The organism is uncultured Brevundimonas sp. (assembly GCF_963975535.1).
Classification (GTDB): Bacteria; Pseudomonadota; Alphaproteobacteria; order Caulobacterales; family Caulobacteraceae; genus Brevundimonas.
On the sequence record NZ_CAXBHE010000001.1, the window covers coordinates 424912 to 439261 of the forward strand.

19 protein-coding genes are annotated in these 14350 nt (G+C 69.2%); 4 read left to right on the forward strand and 15 right to left on the reverse strand.

All coding sequences use genetic code 11. From position 1 onward, the window contains the following. Nucleotides 1-75 precede the first annotated feature (75 nt). The 3 genes from lspA to AACZ75_RS02020 all read left to right on the forward strand — a co-directional run bounded on the left by lspA (nt 76) and on the right by AACZ75_RS02020 (nt 1785). A complete protein-coding gene (gene lspA, locus AACZ75_RS02010; RefSeq protein WP_339870904.1) occupies nt 76-633 on the forward strand; it encodes a signal peptidase II in 558 nt (185 codons plus the stop codon). A 68-nt stretch (nt 634-701) separates the two neighbouring features. Further along, nucleotides 702-1265 carry a DUF3035 domain-containing protein gene (locus AACZ75_RS02015; protein ID WP_339870905.1) on the forward strand — a complete coding sequence of 188 codons (564 nt, stop codon included), beginning with the start codon at nt 702-704 and terminating at the stop codon, nt 1263-1265. 73 nt (nt 1266-1338) lie between these two features. Continuing rightward, nucleotides 1339-1785 carry a PaaI family thioesterase gene (locus AACZ75_RS02020; protein ID WP_339870906.1) on the forward strand — a complete coding sequence of 149 codons (447 nt, stop codon included), beginning with the start codon at nt 1339-1341 and terminating at the stop codon, nt 1783-1785. Here AACZ75_RS02020 and AACZ75_RS02025 read toward each other — a convergent pair. From AACZ75_RS02025 to AACZ75_RS02045, 5 genes are all read right to left on the reverse strand, one after another. After that, complete coding sequence (locus AACZ75_RS02025; protein ID WP_339870907.1) at nt 1782-2687, reverse strand: DMT family transporter; 906 nt, start codon at nt 2685-2687, stop codon at nt 1782-1784. The two genes, AACZ75_RS02020 and AACZ75_RS02025, sit on opposite strands and share 4 nt — an antisense overlap. Before the next feature lie 112 nt (nt 2688-2799). Then, nucleotides 2800-3285: a single-stranded DNA-binding protein gene (gene ssb, locus AACZ75_RS02030; protein WP_339870908.1), complete on the reverse strand. Its 486-nt coding sequence runs from the start codon at nt 3283-3285 to the stop codon at nt 2800-2802. Between the two features lie 73 nt (nt 3286-3358). Next, nucleotides 3359-3796 carry a hypothetical protein gene (locus tag AACZ75_RS02035; RefSeq protein WP_339870910.1) on the reverse strand — a complete coding sequence of 146 codons (438 nt, stop codon included), beginning with the start codon at nt 3794-3796 and terminating at the stop codon, nt 3359-3361. Then, nucleotides 3793-4467, reverse strand: coding sequence for a hypothetical protein (locus AACZ75_RS02040; RefSeq protein WP_339870911.1), 675 nt, complete (start codon nt 4465-4467; stop codon nt 3793-3795). The genes AACZ75_RS02035 and AACZ75_RS02040 overlap by 4 nt, the downstream gene beginning before the upstream one ends. A 79-nt stretch (nt 4468-4546) precedes the next feature. Next, the gene (locus AACZ75_RS02045) at nt 4547-7267 is read right to left on the reverse strand and encodes a transcriptional regulator (RefSeq protein ID WP_339870912.1); all 2721 of its coding nucleotides are present in this window, start codon (nt 7265-7267) and stop codon (nt 4547-4549) included. A 107-nt stretch (nt 7268-7374) separates the two neighbouring features. On the opposite strand from AACZ75_RS02045, the gene AACZ75_RS02050 reads away from it, so the two are divergent. Further along, nucleotides 7375-7512 (forward strand): hypothetical protein, encoded by a 138-nt coding sequence (locus AACZ75_RS02050; protein WP_339870913.1) that lies wholly within the window; start codon nt 7375-7377, stop codon nt 7510-7512. On the opposite strand, the gene AACZ75_RS02055 is transcribed toward AACZ75_RS02050, so the two are convergent. From AACZ75_RS02055 to AACZ75_RS02100, 10 genes are all read right to left on the reverse strand, one after another. Beyond that, a complete protein-coding gene (locus tag AACZ75_RS02055) occupies nt 7513-8343 on the reverse strand; it encodes a flagellin (RefSeq protein WP_339870914.1) in 831 nt (276 codons plus the stop codon). Between the two features lie 131 nt (nt 8344-8474). Further along, complete coding sequence (locus tag AACZ75_RS02060; protein WP_339870916.1) at nt 8475-8759, reverse strand: hypothetical protein; 285 nt, start codon at nt 8757-8759, stop codon at nt 8475-8477. Between the two features lie 103 nt (nt 8760-8862). Next, nucleotides 8863-9693, reverse strand: a complete 831-nt coding sequence (locus tag AACZ75_RS02065; RefSeq protein ID WP_339870918.1) for a flagellin — start codon at nt 9691-9693, stop codon at nt 8863-8865. Nucleotides 9694-10106: 413 nt separating this feature from the next. Next, entirely contained in the window at nt 10107-10571 is a 465-nt protein-coding gene (locus AACZ75_RS02070; RefSeq protein ID WP_339870920.1) for a hypothetical protein, read from the reverse strand. Then, nucleotides 10568-10951, reverse strand: a complete 384-nt coding sequence (locus tag AACZ75_RS02075; RefSeq protein ID WP_339870922.1) for a M15 family metallopeptidase — start codon at nt 10949-10951, stop codon at nt 10568-10570. Before AACZ75_RS02075 ends, AACZ75_RS02070 begins: the two co-directional genes overlap by 4 nt. Beyond that, the gene (locus AACZ75_RS02080; RefSeq protein ID WP_339870924.1) at nt 10948-11220 is read right to left on the reverse strand and encodes a hypothetical protein; all 273 of its coding nucleotides are present in this window, start codon (nt 11218-11220) and stop codon (nt 10948-10950) included. Before AACZ75_RS02080 ends, AACZ75_RS02075 begins: the two co-directional genes overlap by 4 nt. Next, nucleotides 11217-11387: a hypothetical protein gene (locus tag AACZ75_RS02085; protein ID WP_339870926.1), complete on the reverse strand. Its 171-nt coding sequence runs from the start codon at nt 11385-11387 to the stop codon at nt 11217-11219. The genes AACZ75_RS02080 and AACZ75_RS02085 overlap by 4 nt, the downstream gene beginning before the upstream one ends. Next, on the reverse strand, nt 11384-12865 hold the full coding sequence (locus AACZ75_RS02090; RefSeq protein ID WP_339870928.1) for a DUF2793 domain-containing protein: 1482 nt from the start codon (nt 12863-12865) through the stop codon (nt 11384-11386). The genes AACZ75_RS02085 and AACZ75_RS02090 overlap by 4 nt, the downstream gene beginning before the upstream one ends. 166 nt (nt 12866-13031) lie before the next feature. After that, on the reverse strand, nt 13032-13751 hold the full coding sequence (locus AACZ75_RS02095) for an anti-sigma factor (RefSeq protein WP_339870930.1): 720 nt from the start codon (nt 13749-13751) through the stop codon (nt 13032-13034). Beyond that, nucleotides 13748-14305, reverse strand: a complete 558-nt coding sequence (locus AACZ75_RS02100) for a sigma-70 family RNA polymerase sigma factor (protein WP_339870931.1) — start codon at nt 14303-14305, stop codon at nt 13748-13750. The genes AACZ75_RS02095 and AACZ75_RS02100 overlap by 4 nt, the downstream gene beginning before the upstream one ends. Nucleotides 14306-14350: the final 45 nt, after the last annotated feature.

Genomic DNA, 14350 nt, shown 5'->3' on the forward strand with positions numbered 1-14350 from the left:
CCGCGCGCCACGATTTGATCTTCGCGACCGGGCCCTGGCCTGCTAACCCCGGGGCTCATCCCAAAAGCGACCTGCATGAAAATTCCTCGTATCGCCTACGCCGCCTACGGCATTGCCCTGGTGGTCATCGTCCTCGACCAGCTGACCAAGGCCTCGATCCTCGACGCGATGCAGATGCTGACCGCGAGCGGTCAGCTGATCGACCGCGAGATGTGGTCCTACCATTCCATTCCGCTGCTCCCGCCGGTGCTGCGTCTGACCTTTGTGCTCAACGACGGCGTCAGCTTCGGCCTGCTCGGTGGCGGGGCCGCCCGCTGGGGTCTCAGCGTTTTCTCGATCCTCGTGGCGGCAGCGCTGGCCTGGTGGGCCCTGAAGGCCGACCGTCGCCTGCTGGTCAGCGCCATCGGCCTGGTCATGGGCGGCGCTATCGGCAATGTGATCGACCGCATCCGTTTCGGCGGTGTCGTCGATTTCATCGACTTCTCGGGCGTGATGATCGGCAGTCACCGGGTGTTCCCGTGGATTTTCAACGTCGCGGACAGCGCCATCACCATTGGCGTCGTGGTCCTGATAATCGACAGCCTGCTGTCCGAGCGACAGCCCGCAGTTGGCGAAGCCGCTGAAAAGTCGTAATCAACCGCCCTTCTAGCCGTTCCACAGCCGCGTCCCTGACGCGCGATCAACGAGCCGAGCCCCTGATCATGCGAATCCGCAGTGCCGCCGTCATCTCCATCGTCGCCGTTTCGGCCCTGTCCCTGGGGGCCTGCACCGGCATGCGCCAGAGCATCGGCCTGGCCAAGATCACGCCGGACGCCTTCCTGACCGTCTCGACCGCCCCGCTGACCGTACCGCCGGAATACGGCCTGCGTCCGCCGGCACCCGGCCAGCCGCGTCCGCAGGAACTGGCTCCCGAAAGCGCCGCCCGCCAGATCCTGCTGGGTCAGCGCCAGGCCGTGACCCGCACCGCCGGTGAGCAGATGCTCGTCGCCCAGGCCGGTGCCGATCGGGCCGACCCGCTGGCCCGCTATGTGATTGACGACGAGTTCGGCGACCTGGCCCACAAGGAAGAGAGCTGGGCCAATCGCCTGCTGTTCTGGCGTAGTGACGCCCCGTCGACCCAGGCCGCGACCATCAGCCAGACGTCCGCCGGTGCCCTGACCATCGACGCCGCCTCCGAGGCCGAACGGCTCCGGGCCCTGACCGGCAGCGAAGCCCGCATCGTCATCGCCCCGCGTCGCACCGGCTTCAAGCTGCCCGGCCTGTAGACCCGCGTCCCCGGCGCGGTCCCCGCGCCGCCCTTCCCTTGGCGTGAATGGACTGTCCCGCCGGAGCGTCCGCATGTCCGACCCTGATCGCGCGGCCCTGTCCGGTCTCGAACAGATGCAGCGGCTGCTGTCCGGAGCCGTTCCCCCGGTGCCGATCGCGCTGACGCTGGGTTTCCAGCTGGCCGAACTCGAAGCGGGCCGCGTCGTATTCGCCGGCACCCCCGGTCTGGACGTCTACAATCCGATCGGCAGTGTGCATGGCGGCTGGATCGCGGCGATCCTGGATTCCGCCTGCGGCTGCGCGGTCCATTCGCGACTCCGCCCCGGCCAGGCCTATACCACCCTGGAACTCAAGACCGCCTTTCACCGGGCGCTGACCGCGGATGTGCCCGTGCGGGCCGAAGGGCGGGTCGTCCAGATCGGCGGCCGCGCGGCCTTTTCGGAGGCTGACCTGCGCGGTCTCGACGGGACCCTCTATGCCACCGCCACCTCCACCTGCCTGGTGATGCCGGCGATCTAGGCCCGCGCCGCGCCGGCGCGCAGACCGCGTTCGGCCAGGGCCACGACCGCGACCCCGCCCATGGTCAGGGCGGCCCCGAACAGGATCTGCACCGTCAGCACGTCGCCGACGAACAGCCAGCCGATGGCGATCGACACCACCGGGGTGGCCAGCAGATAGGGCGTCACCCGCCCCGCCTCGCGCCGCTGCACCAGCCAGAACAACAGGGTCGTGGCCAGGACCGACGAAACCAGACCGCCCCACAGCACACACGCCCAGATCAGCGGCGTGGCCGCCCGTACCGCCTCCAGCTGGCCATGCTCGAACACCGCCGACCCGAGGGCCAGGGTCGGCAGGGCGGCCAGCGACAGCAGCCCCTGCATCTTCAGCGGCGGGATCGAGGTCGTGCGGCGGGCGATCACCGTGGTCAGGGCCCAGCAGCCGGCGGCCGCGATGCTGACGGCGATGGCCTTCCAGTCCTGCAGCACATGCGGATCGCCCATCATCCAGGCGACACCGATGAAGGCGATGATCATCCCGGCCAGGGCGTATTTCGACAGCCGCTCCCGCAGCAGAAGAAAGGCGAGCAGGGCCGTGAACGGAATCCACAACTGCGCCGCCACCGAGACGGGGCTGACGTCCTGCGCCAGCGAAAAGGCCAGGAAGATCAGGCCATAATGCAGTGGACCGCCGACGAAGGCGATGATCAGCAGGCTCTTCCAGTTCGGAAAGGGCGGGCGCACGAACGGCACCAGACAGGCCGCCGCCAGGGCGAAACGCATCGCCGCCATCAGCAGCGGCGGCAGCACCTCGGTCCCGACCTTGGCCGCGGCGTTATTGGACCCCCAGATCACCACCACGGCGATGATGGCCAGGATCTCCGGCAGCGTCAGGGCTTGGGACGGGGATGAGGACGGGGTCACGCCCCGCCTATCGCACACCGCTCGGGACCCGGCTCATCACATCCGGTGAACACCTGTGACGGGCGCGTGCGGGCGGCCGGGTCCGCAGGACGCCGGCCGCGCCATCGTGACCCTAGAACGGGATGTCGTCGTTCAGGTCGTAGCTTTCCTTGGGTCCGCTGGGCTTGTTGGCCCCGCCGGTCGAGAAGCCCGAGGAATAGTCGTCGTCGCCCCCGCCCCGGCTGGCACCGCCGCCGGCCGAATCGCTACGGCCGCCCAGCATGGTCAGTTCGCCCTTGAACTTGCCGACCACGATTTCGGTCGAATATTTCTCGACGCCCGACTGGTCGGTCCATTTGCGGGTCTGGATCGCGCCCTCGATGTAAACCGTCGAGCCCTTCTTCAGATAGTTCTCGGCCACCTTGATGATGTTGTCATTGAAGATGACCACCCGGTGCCACTCGGTCTTTTCCTTGCGCTCGCCCGAGGATTTGTCGCGCCACTGCTCCGACGTCGCCAGCGACAGGTTGCAGACGCGCTCGCCCGAGGTGAGCGAGCGGATTTCCGGGTCCTTGCCCAGATTGCCGATCAGAATGACCTTGTTGACGCTGCCCGCCATAGCCGAGCTCCCATGCTTGAGTTTGAAGCGCGCAACCTAGTCGATTGCGCGCAGATGTTCCAGTTTTGTTCGTCTAGTTTGCCGGTTCCGGCGGCGGGGCCGCGACCGCGATCGGCGTCCCGTCGATCTCGCGCTGGATGGCCGCAGGAATCGCCAGTCGGCCGTCACCGGTCCGGGCCAGGGCAATGAAGCGGTTGCCGTCGAGGGTTCGGGAAAAGGACACCCCGACCCGATCGATGAAAATGTACTGCCCCTGATAGGCCCCGGTGATCTCGCGTCGCGTGCCGCCCATGCGCAGGAAGCGCAGCCGCATCTCTTCCAGCCGGGCCGCACAGAATTCGATCTGCGGCTGGTCGCTGGCCACGACGGTCAGTTCGGGGGGACCCTTGCCGTCCTCGGCGGGCATGACGACATAGCAGACCCCCGGCGTATAGGGGGCCTTGGGCGCGGTGTCGCAGGCGACAACGGCCAGGGCGGCGGCGGTGACGGTGGCGAGGGTCAGGACTCTCATCGGCCCAACGCCGGAAACTGGCAGTTGCGGTCCTGCTCGGCCAGGGTGCGGAAGCGGCTGTTGTCGCTGGACTGTTCGACCCGACGCGGCACCAGCCGCAGGGTCGTGTCGCCCCAGCGGCCGTACAGGGCCTCGCCCGGACGGACACAGGTGCCGGAATACAGTGCCATCACGCAGGCGTTCAGCCCCATGTTCGGCGACAGCGACCGCCAGTCCGACCCGGTGTGCCGCAGGCAGGCACTGCCCGCAGCCACCGGAGCCGCAGCGGGCTGACTGGGCGTGACGGGCGTCGGCAGGGGCTCGACCTCAACCGCCGCGAAATCGACCGGCGGCAGGCGCGGCGGCGGCGCGAACGCGGCGGTCGGGGCCGCGGCGAGGGCCCCCGTCTCATCGATTCCGACGTCGAGGGCGTCGGTGGCCAGCCCGTTGCGGCGGGCACAGTCGGTCAGGGTCGCCATGCCGATGAACCGTCCGTCGACAAAGCAGCGCAACTCCCGGGTCGGCTCCAGGCTGGGGGCATCGGCGACATCGACCGTCAGGCCACCCCGCTCGGCCGGCGGGATGACCGCCTTGCGATCCGCGCCCCGGCTGAAGACCAGGGCCAGGACGATGGCCAGAACGGCGGCGACGCCGACGCCGATCGCCAGGATGGTGCGGTTGTTGAGGGGCATTCAGGGCTCACGCGAATGGATGGGCCCAATAACCCCTTCCGGGGCCAAGGCGTCAACCGGCAAGCCGTCCGGATCGACTCTATCCCCCGAGACGCGACAGGGCGGCCTGGTAGTTGGCCAGCTGGGCCGTGAGATAGGCCGGGGCGGTTCCGGTGACCTTTGGCTTGGTCGAGGCCGGCGCAAGCGCACGATAGGCGTCGCGCACGGCCTTCATCGCCGCCTGAAGGCGATCGCCGGTGGCCGTCAGTGAATCCGGCTGGAGCGACAGCGTGCGGGGCAGGTCGAGACCGAAGGTCCTGACAGTTCCGGTGCCACTGCTGATCCCGACGAACCCCTGCGACAGCCCCAGACCGGCCAGGGCGTCACGACCGGGCTCCCCGGCCGTCAGGACGGCCCCCGCCTTGCCGTCGCGGGCCACGATCGACAGCCGCTGGACGCCGGTGCGCAGCGCCGTCTGCAGATCGCCCTCGGTTCCGGTCGGCGCGGCCTCAGAGGCGACCGTGACCTTCAGCGTGTTGCGCGAGGCCTGTTCGATCTTGCGCGCCAGGGACTGGAGCGTATCGCGCGCCTCGATGGTCACCGCCATCGCCCGCCCGCCGTTCGCCGGCGATACGTAGAAGCGATCCCCGGACCGGAGCGAGGTCGCGTCCAGCAATTTCTTGGAATCGCTCTGCTGAATTTCGCCACTGGGCAGGCCCAGACGGTCCAGCACACTGGCCCCGCCCGAGGCGACCGCCAGGGTCATGGGCGCGGCCTGCTGGCTGTCGCCGGCCCAGGTTCGGGTCCATTCCACCGCCCCGGTCAGCGGATCCAGCCGGGTCAGATAGCCCTCGGTGGGATCGGTATCCTTGGCCCCCTCGGCGCGATTGCTGACGCCGGTCACCCAGACCTTGCCGTCCTGGACCTTCACGTCGGCGGCGGTGTCGTCACCCGCCGTGCCGTAATAGGTCAGACGGTCGGACGCCGCGGCCGCAAGATCGGTCTCGATCACGGCGACAAAGGCGTCCGTCCCGCCGGAATGGGCCGTGTTCACCGTGCCGATGTCCAGCGCCGGGTTGCGGGTCGTGCCGGTCAGGATGACCCGGCCACCCGAGACGGAAATGCCCGCGATCTCGCCGCTGGCAAGCCCCAGGTACCGCGTCGCCGCCAGGGTCGGCGCGCCACCGGCCCCAAGGGTGAATTGGCGCACGATCATCCGGCCATTCTCGACGCCCGCCGAATAGAGGCTGGATCCGTCGATCGTGATCGCCTGGACGCCGTCATCGGCCGTGGTGCCGAACTGGGCCGTCCCGGCCGCGGTGGCGACCGTCGGGGCCGACGGATAGGCCTGGCTCTCGCTGAAGGCCTGGACATAGCCGTCCCAGCCGCCCACGGCAGCCCCCCCCGGAATGGCCGACTGGGCCCGGCCGGCGACATAGACGGTCCCGCCGGGGCCGAAGCTGACCGAGGTCGCCTCGTCGGCGGCCCGCGCCCCCCGGCGCTGGGTCCAGAGCTCCGAAGCGGTCGCGTCGAACACGGTGACGAAACTGTCCGCTATGGTGGCCACGTCACCGGACTTGCCGGACTCCAGGGCCCCGGTGACCGATCCGGCCACGGCGACACGACCGTCGGCGTCAATGGCGATGGCATAGCCGCTGGCCGTCGACGCGGCCCCCAGGGCCCGGGTGGAGACGAGTCGCCCGGCCGGATCATATTTCATCAGGGCGACGTCGCGCTCACCCTTGATCGGCTGGTTGCCCAGACCCGCCTCGACATCGGCGACGATCCACAGCGAGCCGTCCGGCCCGGTCGCACTGGCGCGCACGGTCTCGATGCCCGGCGGCAGGCTGGTCTGGACCGACCGCCCCTCGACCCAGTGGGTATCGCCGATGCCCGGTTCGGTGACCGGCGGTGCCGTGCCGCCGTCGGACTGGAATTTCAGCAGCTGGTGGCCGCCCGTCGTGCCGGACGCCTGCACCACATAGACGGCGTCCGAGGTCTGGGTGGCGGTAAAGCCCAGCGTCTCGGTGGAGTCGCCCCGCACCGCCAGGGCCCAGCGATCCGGACCGGTCGGCAGGGTCACGGTCTTGCCATTGGCGCTGATCGTCCGCGGCTCGGCCTTGATCTGTTCGCGGCCGATACGGGTGTTGAAGCCGGTGGCCTCCAGCTTGGCGTTGATATGCTCCAGCACATTGGTCAGGGACCGGGGCGTGGTCCCCATGTCGGCCAGGTCGATCGGCACCGAGGTCGTCACCCCCAGTTGGCGGATGGTGATGTCGAACGCCACATCGCCGGAGAAGGCGGCCACAACGCTGTCGGGCGAGCCCTCATGGATCGGGCCGGTGATTGAATTGGCGTTGTCGCGCGGCACCCCGCCGGTCGACTTGCTCAGGGAGCTGGTGGACCCCAGGACCAGCCGGACCGCGCTCAACTCGGTCGTGCCGACATAGGTGCCGATCTCGTCGAGGCCGGCGCTGAAGCGTTTGCCCAGCAGGGCCAGCTCCGTGGCCCCCACCCCCTTGACGGCGGCCCGGTTGTTCAGCGCGTTGAGGGTCTCCAGGCCCTGGTAAAGGGCGAAGAGCTTGCGATAGTCCGACGACGCGCCCTTGACGTCCAGCTGGGCGGCGTTTTCGTCCACGATCCGACGCCCCGCCATCGCGGTGCGAACCAGCTCGTCGGGCTTGGGGACGTCGTATTTCGTGCTCCAGGGCGCGGTCGGCTGGGCCTTGCGGACAGAAGTCAGCGCACCGGAACTCGCCCCCGTCGAGCCGGCCCAGTCCGTCATGCCATACAGGCCGAGAAGATAGCTGTTGTTGATCACCAGAGACTCCCGTCCCCAGTGTGGGCCGATCCCCGCAACAACACCTTAACGGGGTTCGGGAACGGCGGCCCGGCCGTCACGTTATGGGTCAGGATCGGAGTCGTGCCATGCCTGACCTGCGCAGCATCCTGCAGTCGATTCTCGCCCTGTACGGGCTGTCCGTAAGCCCGCGCCACCGGCGTCCGCCACCGACCAGCATCGGCCGGCCGGACCTCAGGCGGATGCGCGGCCTGAACCGCTCCTGATTACTGGAACAGCGACAGGATGATCTGCGGGGCCTGGTTGGCGATGGACAGGGACTGCGCACCCAGCTGCTGCTGCACCTGGAGCGCTTGAAGACGCGCGCTTTCCTTGGCGAGGTCAGCATCCACCAGATTGCCGATTCCGGCCTCCAGCGTGTCGACCAGCTTGGACACGAACGTCTTGTGCGCCTGGATCTGCTTGGCCTGGGAACCGAGCTCACCCAGGGACGCGTTCAGCTGGGTGATCGAGTTGTCCAGCTTGGTCAGGGCCGCGGTCGCCCCGCTGGCGGTCAGCAGACTGTCTGTCAGCGAGAGCTCGATAATCGACCCGCCCAGGGTCAGATTCTTGGCCCCGAGGGTAACGAAGGAGGTCGCGTCGGCATTGGCCAGGAACTGGATGCCGGTGGTCAGGCTGCCGTTCAGGATATTGCCGCCGTCGAACTCCGCGTTTTCGTAGGCTGACGAGATGGCGCGAAGCAGGGCCTTGAAGTCGGAGTCCAGCAACTGGCGCGACTGACTCCCCAGCGAGGTGTCCTTGGCCGCGACCACCTTTTCCTTCAGTTGGTTCAGCAGGTCGGAAATCGATTCCCCGGCGGACAGGGCGACGTCGGCGATGGCCGTGGCGCGGTCCAGGCTCTGCTTGACGGCCCCGAGGGCCCCGACATCCGCCCGCTGACCCTGGGCAATGGCCCAGATCGCGGCGTTGTCCTTGGCTCCCTGGACCTTCAGTCCCGTGCTGATTCGGTTCTGCACCTCCCCCAACCGCGTATTGGTATGAGTCAGATTTTGCAGAGCAATCGCCGCGGCGACATTGGTATGGACGCTATTCGTCATCCGTCTCGTTCCCTCAGGATTTGGAGACAGGCTAGAGCCCGATTCGTGTGTGTATGGTTAACGCGTGATAACCACGTCATTTAACCACGCGGATCGCTCCTGCGTGGCAACCGACCGGATTGTCTCCGCTTTCAGACGGACGTGTCGATCACGGCCCCCGCCACATAGTCGTCCTGGCTGGTCAGTTCGACGACCTGCTCTCGCGGCAACTGGCGAACGACCTCGCCGGTCACGCGATCCAGGGTCTTGTAGATGAATGACCCCTCGCGGGATCCTTCCTCGATGACCAGCCGGTACCGGGACGCGCGTTCGGCGTCCTGTTGCGACCTGTTCTGGCTGAAGTCACCGCTGGCGGTTGAACCGCTTGTGGCGACGACGACGGGGGTTACGGGACCTATCTTTGCATTGTTGTTCATGACTTCTGCCGGCAGCGTTTCACTGGCGGCCTCCGGTCGTCAGAGCCCGGCGGACGGTCGGGTGGGACCGCGTGTCGCGGCCCCACCCTTCCATTCATTGTTCCTAGCGGAACAGGCCGAGCAGGATAGAAGTGGACGAGTTGGCGATCGACAGGGCCTGCACACCGAGCTGTTGCTTGGTCTGCAGCGCTTGCAGTCGGGCGCTTTCCTTGGCCAGGTCGGCGTCCACCAGGTTGCCGACACCGGCTTCCAGGGTGTCCTGGAGTTTGCCGACGAAGGTCAGGTGGGTTCCGAGCGAGTTGGACCCGGTGCCCAGCTTGGCCAGCGAGGCGCCGACGTTGTCGATCGAGGCACTGACCAGGGCCAGGGAGGCCGTGGCGGCACTGGCCGTATCGATCACGGCCGATGCGCCCAGGGTGACGACCGAGCCGCTCAGGCTCATGTCTTCCGAGGCGACCGTGATGGTCGAGCCGGAAACGTTGGCCAGGGCCGCGAAACCGCCGGTGCTCGAACCGTCGATCAGGTTGACGCCGTTGAACGCAGCGTTGCTCACGACGGTCGCGATCTGGTCGCGGATCGACTTGAAGTCTTCGTTCAGGGCGCTGCGGGCCGAGCTCGTCAGCGACGTATCGGTCGCCGAAAGCGCCTTTTCCTTCAGCTGGGTCAGCAGATCGGAAACGGACTCACCCGCGGCCAGGCTGACATCCACGGCCGACTGGCCGCGCTGCAGGCTGTCCTTGACGGCATTCAGGGCACCGATTTCGGCACGTTGCCCCTGGGCGATAGCCCAGACGGCGCCGTTGTCCTTGGCGGAGGAAACCTTCTTGCCGGTATTGATGCGGTTTTGAACCTGGGTCAGCTCACTGTTGGTGACCTGGAGGTTCTGCAGGGCGATCATTGCGCCCACGTTGGTGTTCACGCTGTTCATAGCCATGACACGGTCTTCCTTCTTCATGGTGTCCGACGCCATTTTGGCTGCCGGGAGCTTTCTGCTCAGGCCCTTCGACGCAAGGACGGGGCCACGGACGGCTTTTCAGGCCAGCCCACAACACGCTGTTTTCGCAATGGTACTTCTGGTTTACCACGCCCGTCGCCCGGCAGGATTTGCCGCATCTGCGATCAAACCGGCAATATCTGCCGGGCACCGGGCAGATATTGCCGGTTCGGGGACGGAATCCGGCGCGTCTCCGGCGTCAGGGACGACCAGTCCGCCTGTTGCGCCACCGCGCCTGCAGCGCGCGCTCCGCCAGCAAGGTATCGACGGCCAGCTGCCGGGCGGCGTCGCAGGCGACCAGGTTGCCGCCCCGCGCCATGTAGGCGATCTCCAGATCGGCCAGGGTCGGGGCCTCAGCCAGACGCGCCAGGGAACACGGCGTCGTCGCCGCCGCCGGCAGGGTCAGCTGCGGCGGGACCGGTGCAGACGGCGGGGGCAAGCCGGCACAGCTCGCGGTCATGAGCGCGCAGACGGCGGGCACGGCGGGTCGCCAGGGGAAGGTCGGCATCATCATCGAGTCTCGCGTCAAGAATGGCCGGGACGGTGAGCCGGGTCACGGCGTCCGTCTGGCGGTGGATCCGGTCCAGGGCCTCGCGCTGCCCGGTCTCGCCCTCGCGTTCGAGCCGGCGCGCGGCCGCGTCAGCCTCGGCGGCGACCGCCCGGGTCCGGACCGCCTCCAGTCGCCGCGCGCCGAGGTTCAGCGGATCCCAGCGCAGGCCCAACCCGCGCCCGGCCAGGACCAGGGCCAGAAACAGCCCGGCCACCAGCCCGATCCGGCCGGTGATCGTCAGGGCGCGCCATACCGACAGGCCGGTCACGGGAAGGCCTTCCGGCTCAGTTCGAAATGCGGCCCGTCGCGCAGCCTGGGCCAGTCCCCGCCCCAGACGAGCGGGGTGTCCAGCCGGACGGCGACCGCCTTGAACGCCGACGCGATCCGCCCGTACAGCGGCCAGTCCCAGCGGACCCGGCCATCGACGAGAGCCGCCACATCGACCGCATGGCCGGTCAGATGGCGCGAGCTCAGTGTCCGGCTTGCGCCGGCCCTGACCAGTGCGACCTGCCGGTCCCGGGACCGCAGGCCTTCAGTGATCATGAAGTCGACCGGACTGACGACGATGGCCGCCTCGACCACCGCGACCAGGGCCGGGTGCACCCCGACCAGCCGGGCGCGCGAGCGCATCGACAGGCGGAAGCTCATGACCGCCCTCCCGGGCCGAGCCTCAGGCGCAGATTGGCCAGCAGGGTCACCAGCTGCTGCGCGGACGGAGCCACCAGATAGAGCACCAGGGTCAGGGCCAGCAGCGCCATCAGGGAGTCCGCCAGTCGCGGCAGGCTGGCTGCAGGAACCCGCGCCAGCGTGCGGTCCAGCAGCCCCCAAATCGCGGCGCTGGCGCTGAACACATACAGACGACGCCACAGCCAGCGCCCCTCGGCGAGCGAGGGCGTTCCGTCCGTCCGATCGGTCATCGGTCATCCTCCGGGTCATCCCGGCCGGCGACCGTGCGCTGCCCGTCCAGCCCGGCCTCGATCAGCCACGCCTCCGGCGACAGCCGGTCCGGGGCGTCCCACGTCGATTCATCGAGCAGGACCACCTCCCGCGGCGCAGCGGCGGTCGCATGCGAGCGGGCGCTCATCCGACCGCCACCAGCCAGACGACGCCCGCAGCCCCGGCCCCGCCGGTCCCGCCTGTCGTGAGTCCGGCACCGCCGCCGCCGCCGCCGGCACCGTACAGTCCGCCCGCGCCACCGGAGTAGCCGCCACCTCCGGCCGAGGCCCCGCCGCCCGCGCCGCCGCCTCCGGCGCGGTGCAGGTCCGGCCGGGGCCGGTCCGCACCCGCCGTGCCCGCGGCCCCCGAACCGCCGACCCCGCCGCTGGCCATGATCTCGAGCCAGGCTCCGGTCCCGCCCGCGCCACCGGCCCGCGCGGTGTTCGCGGCATCCAGTCCGCCCCCGGCACCACCGCCGCCCGGACCGTCCGGACCGGCCGCCGCCTGACCGGCCTCGCCCGGTGCGGATACCGCCGACCCGCCCCCGGAATTGCCGCCGCTCCGTCCGGCACCGCCCGATCCACCCGGGCCCGACACGCCATCGCCCCGCGCGCCACCGCCGCCCGGCGTCGTGGTCAGCAGCACCTGACCGGCGTCCAGCACCCGGCTCACGCCACCGTCGCCGCCCGCCGCCGCATCGCCGCCGGGCCCGCCGGTGCCCACCTCGATGTCCAGGGTCGCGCCCAGTGCCGCGACCGGCCATTCAGCCGCATGGGTACCGCCCGCGCCGCCGCCGCCACCGCCGAAGCGCACCGTTCCGCCGGATCCCGCCGCCCCCGCGCCGCCGCCCCCGCCACCCGCCACAGCGATCACCCGGAGGGTCCGGGCCCAGACGGGAACCGCATAGCTGCCGGCAGCCGCCATCACCGTCACCTCGGCCCGTCCGGCCCCGCGGGAAAAATTCACCCGCCCGCTGGCGGCATCCACCACAAGGGCCTCGACCCAGGTGCCGCCGTCCGCACTGACCTTCAGCCGCAGGGCGTCATCACCGATCAGGCCCAGCTCGGCCCGGCCGCTCCAGCCGCTCTGGAACAGCAGCGACAGCACATCGGCCGCACTCTCCTTGTTCAGGGTCAGGCGCAGGTCGCCGTCACCGCCCTGCCCGGCCTCCAGCGCCGTCCACAGCCCCTTGTTGAGCCGGGCCACAAAGGGATTGTCGGCATCGGCGGTGGCGTTGACTCCCAGCCGCTCCAGCTCCTGGATCTGCCCAAGCCGCACCCCCAGCGGCAGCCAGTCGCCGCCGAGCCGGACCAGCACCACCGGCTCATCCCGAACGACGGCCAGCGCGCCGTCAGGAACCGGCAGCACCGCCCAGCCGCCGGCTTCGGCCCGGATCAGATCGCCCGCGGCCGCAAGGGCCCAGGCGCTGCCGGTCGCCCCCTGCGGCAGGACATACAACGCCCCGTCCGGCGGCGTGTCCGGCTGATCCGTACGGCTGCGGCTGACCACCGCCAGCTGGACCAGGGAATCCAGCCGCGTCAGGGCCTCGTTCAGGGTCACGTGTTTCTGCATCTGGCCCGCCGCCAGATAGGGCAGGCCCAGCCGGGCGCTGGCGTCGTCGCTCATGACGGTCTCCGCATGGGGTTCGGAGATCAGTCTGGCGCAGCCTCGGACCAGGGCGGGAAATCGACCCCTACCTGTCGGTTATGCCTTTGACGGGACAGGGGTTTGTACGCCCGCAAAACGCGGATTCAGGCGCAAAACCTCGCAGGGATCGCGTGGACCTGGCGGCTCAGAGCTGCTGCATCTGGCCCGAGGCGACGACCGGGCCGTCCGGCTTGGCCGCGCCCGGCGTATGGCCCGGCGTCTCCATCGACACGGCGACGGAAATCGCCTGTCCGGCCATGCCCGACAGGGGCCCGGTCAGATTGTGCCGCGAGGTGGCGGTGCCGTCGATCGCCCCGACCAGCTGGACGCCGCCCTCGGGCATGACCAGCCAGAGGTGCGGCACCCGCGTATCCCCGGCCATCTCATGGGTCGGGGCCAGATAGAGGGCCCCGGTGGCGCTGTCATAGGCGATGGTCATGGCCGAAATGCCGTTGTCCAGCGACAGGGTCGCGACCCGCATCACCCCGCCCTCGGCCGGGGCGTTCACCACCACCGGAGCCGGGGCCGGCTGCATCAGCAGGATCGCCATGGCGGCGACACTGGCCGCCAGCAGACCGGTCGATCCGACCGCCCAGCGCCGCCAGAAGGTCAGGCGCGCATTGTCATTGGCCGGGCTCGCGATTCCGGCGGCGATGCGCGGCCACAGGCCCGTGGACGGTTCGACCGGCGCGATCTCCCCGGCAAAGGTGGCCAGATGGGCATTCCAGGCCTCGACCTCTGCGGCAAAGGCCGGGTCACGGGCCTCACGCCGGCGGGCCTCGGCCTCGGCCTCGGGCGACAGTACGCGCAGGGCCAGTTCCCCGGCCAGGGCGTCCTTATCATTGATGTCGGTGGGTTCGGTCATTGTTCGAGACAGGCCCTCAGTCGCAGAAGCCCCCGTCGTATCCAGCTCTTCATCGTGCCCAGCGGCACATTCTCGCGCGTCGCCAGACTGTCATAGGTCGCCCCCTCCATGAAGGCCGTGCGGATCACGCCGCCGACCTTGTCGTCGAGCTGGTCCAGACAGCCATGCAGCCGGCGGGCGTCGTCGTCCCGCTCGACCGTCTCGGACGGCAGCAGGGCCCCGTCGACAACCTCGTTGGCGTCATCGACCGGCGTGGATCTGCGGAAATTGGCACTGGCGCGCAGCCGGTCGATCGCGCGGTTGCGCGCGATCGTCACCAGCCAGGTGATCGGACTCGCCCGCGAGGCGTCGAAGGTCCCGGCCTTTTTCCACACGGTCAGATAGGTTTCCTGCAAGACATCCTCGGCGATTTGGCGGTCAGCCAAGATACGCAGGCACACGCCCAACAGTTTCGCCGAGGTAGCCAGATAGACCTGACGGAAGGCCGCACGGTCGCCCTGTCCGGTCATCCCGAGGGCGTCGGCCAGTTGGTCGCGGGTCAGCATCGGTGTCATCAGGGCCCCGGAATCGATTGCGATTCAACTAGGCGGACCGGCGAC

What these genes read in the sequence shown, in the direction of transcription:
- AACZ75_RS02085 (WP_339870926.1), bottom strand. Translation starts at nt 11,387, where the DNA reads ATGAGCGCCCGCTCGCATGCGACCGCCGCTGCGCCGCGGGAGGTGGTC.
- AACZ75_RS02090 (WP_339870928.1), bottom strand. Translation starts at nt 12,865, where the DNA reads ATGAGCGACGACGCCAGCGCCCGGCTGGGCCTGCCCTATCTGGCGGCG.
- AACZ75_RS02100 (WP_339870931.1), bottom strand. Translation starts at nt 14,305, where the DNA reads ATGACACCGATGCTGACCCGCGACCAACTGGCCGACGCCCTCGGGATG.
- AACZ75_RS02065 (WP_339870918.1), bottom strand. Translation starts at nt 9,693, where the DNA reads ATGGCTATGAACAGCGTGAACACCAACGTGGGCGCAATGATCGCCCTG.
- AACZ75_RS02020 (WP_339870906.1), top strand. Translation starts at nt 1,339, where the DNA reads ATGTCCGACCCTGATCGCGCGGCCCTGTCCGGTCTCGAACAGATGCAG.
- ssb (WP_339870908.1), bottom strand. Translation starts at nt 3,285, where the DNA reads ATGGCGGGCAGCGTCAACAAGGTCATTCTGATCGGCAATCTGGGCAAG.
- AACZ75_RS02035 (WP_339870910.1), bottom strand. Translation starts at nt 3,796, where the DNA reads ATGAGAGTCCTGACCCTCGCCACCGTCACCGCCGCCGCCCTGGCCGTT.
- AACZ75_RS02015 (WP_339870905.1), top strand. Translation starts at nt 702, where the DNA reads ATGCGAATCCGCAGTGCCGCCGTCATCTCCATCGTCGCCGTTTCGGCC.
- AACZ75_RS02040 (WP_339870911.1), bottom strand. Translation starts at nt 4,467, where the DNA reads ATGCCCCTCAACAACCGCACCATCCTGGCGATCGGCGTCGGCGTCGCC.
- AACZ75_RS02050 (WP_339870913.1), top strand. Translation starts at nt 7,375, where the DNA reads ATGCCTGACCTGCGCAGCATCCTGCAGTCGATTCTCGCCCTGTACGGG.
- AACZ75_RS02075 (WP_339870922.1), bottom strand. Translation starts at nt 10,951, where the DNA reads ATGAGCTTCCGCCTGTCGATGCGCTCGCGCGCCCGGCTGGTCGGGGTG.
- lspA (WP_339870904.1), top strand. Translation starts at nt 76, where the DNA reads ATGAAAATTCCTCGTATCGCCTACGCCGCCTACGGCATTGCCCTGGTG.
- AACZ75_RS02055 (WP_339870914.1), bottom strand. Translation starts at nt 8,343, where the DNA reads ATGACGAATAGCGTCCATACCAATGTCGCCGCGGCGATTGCTCTGCAA.
- AACZ75_RS02080 (WP_339870924.1), bottom strand. Translation starts at nt 11,220, where the DNA reads ATGACCGATCGGACGGACGGAACGCCCTCGCTCGCCGAGGGGCGCTGG.
- AACZ75_RS02095 (WP_339870930.1), bottom strand. Translation starts at nt 13,751, where the DNA reads ATGACCGAACCCACCGACATCAATGATAAGGACGCCCTGGCCGGGGAA.
- AACZ75_RS02060 (WP_339870916.1), bottom strand. Translation starts at nt 8,759, where the DNA reads ATGAACAACAATGCAAAGATAGGTCCCGTAACCCCCGTCGTCGTCGCC.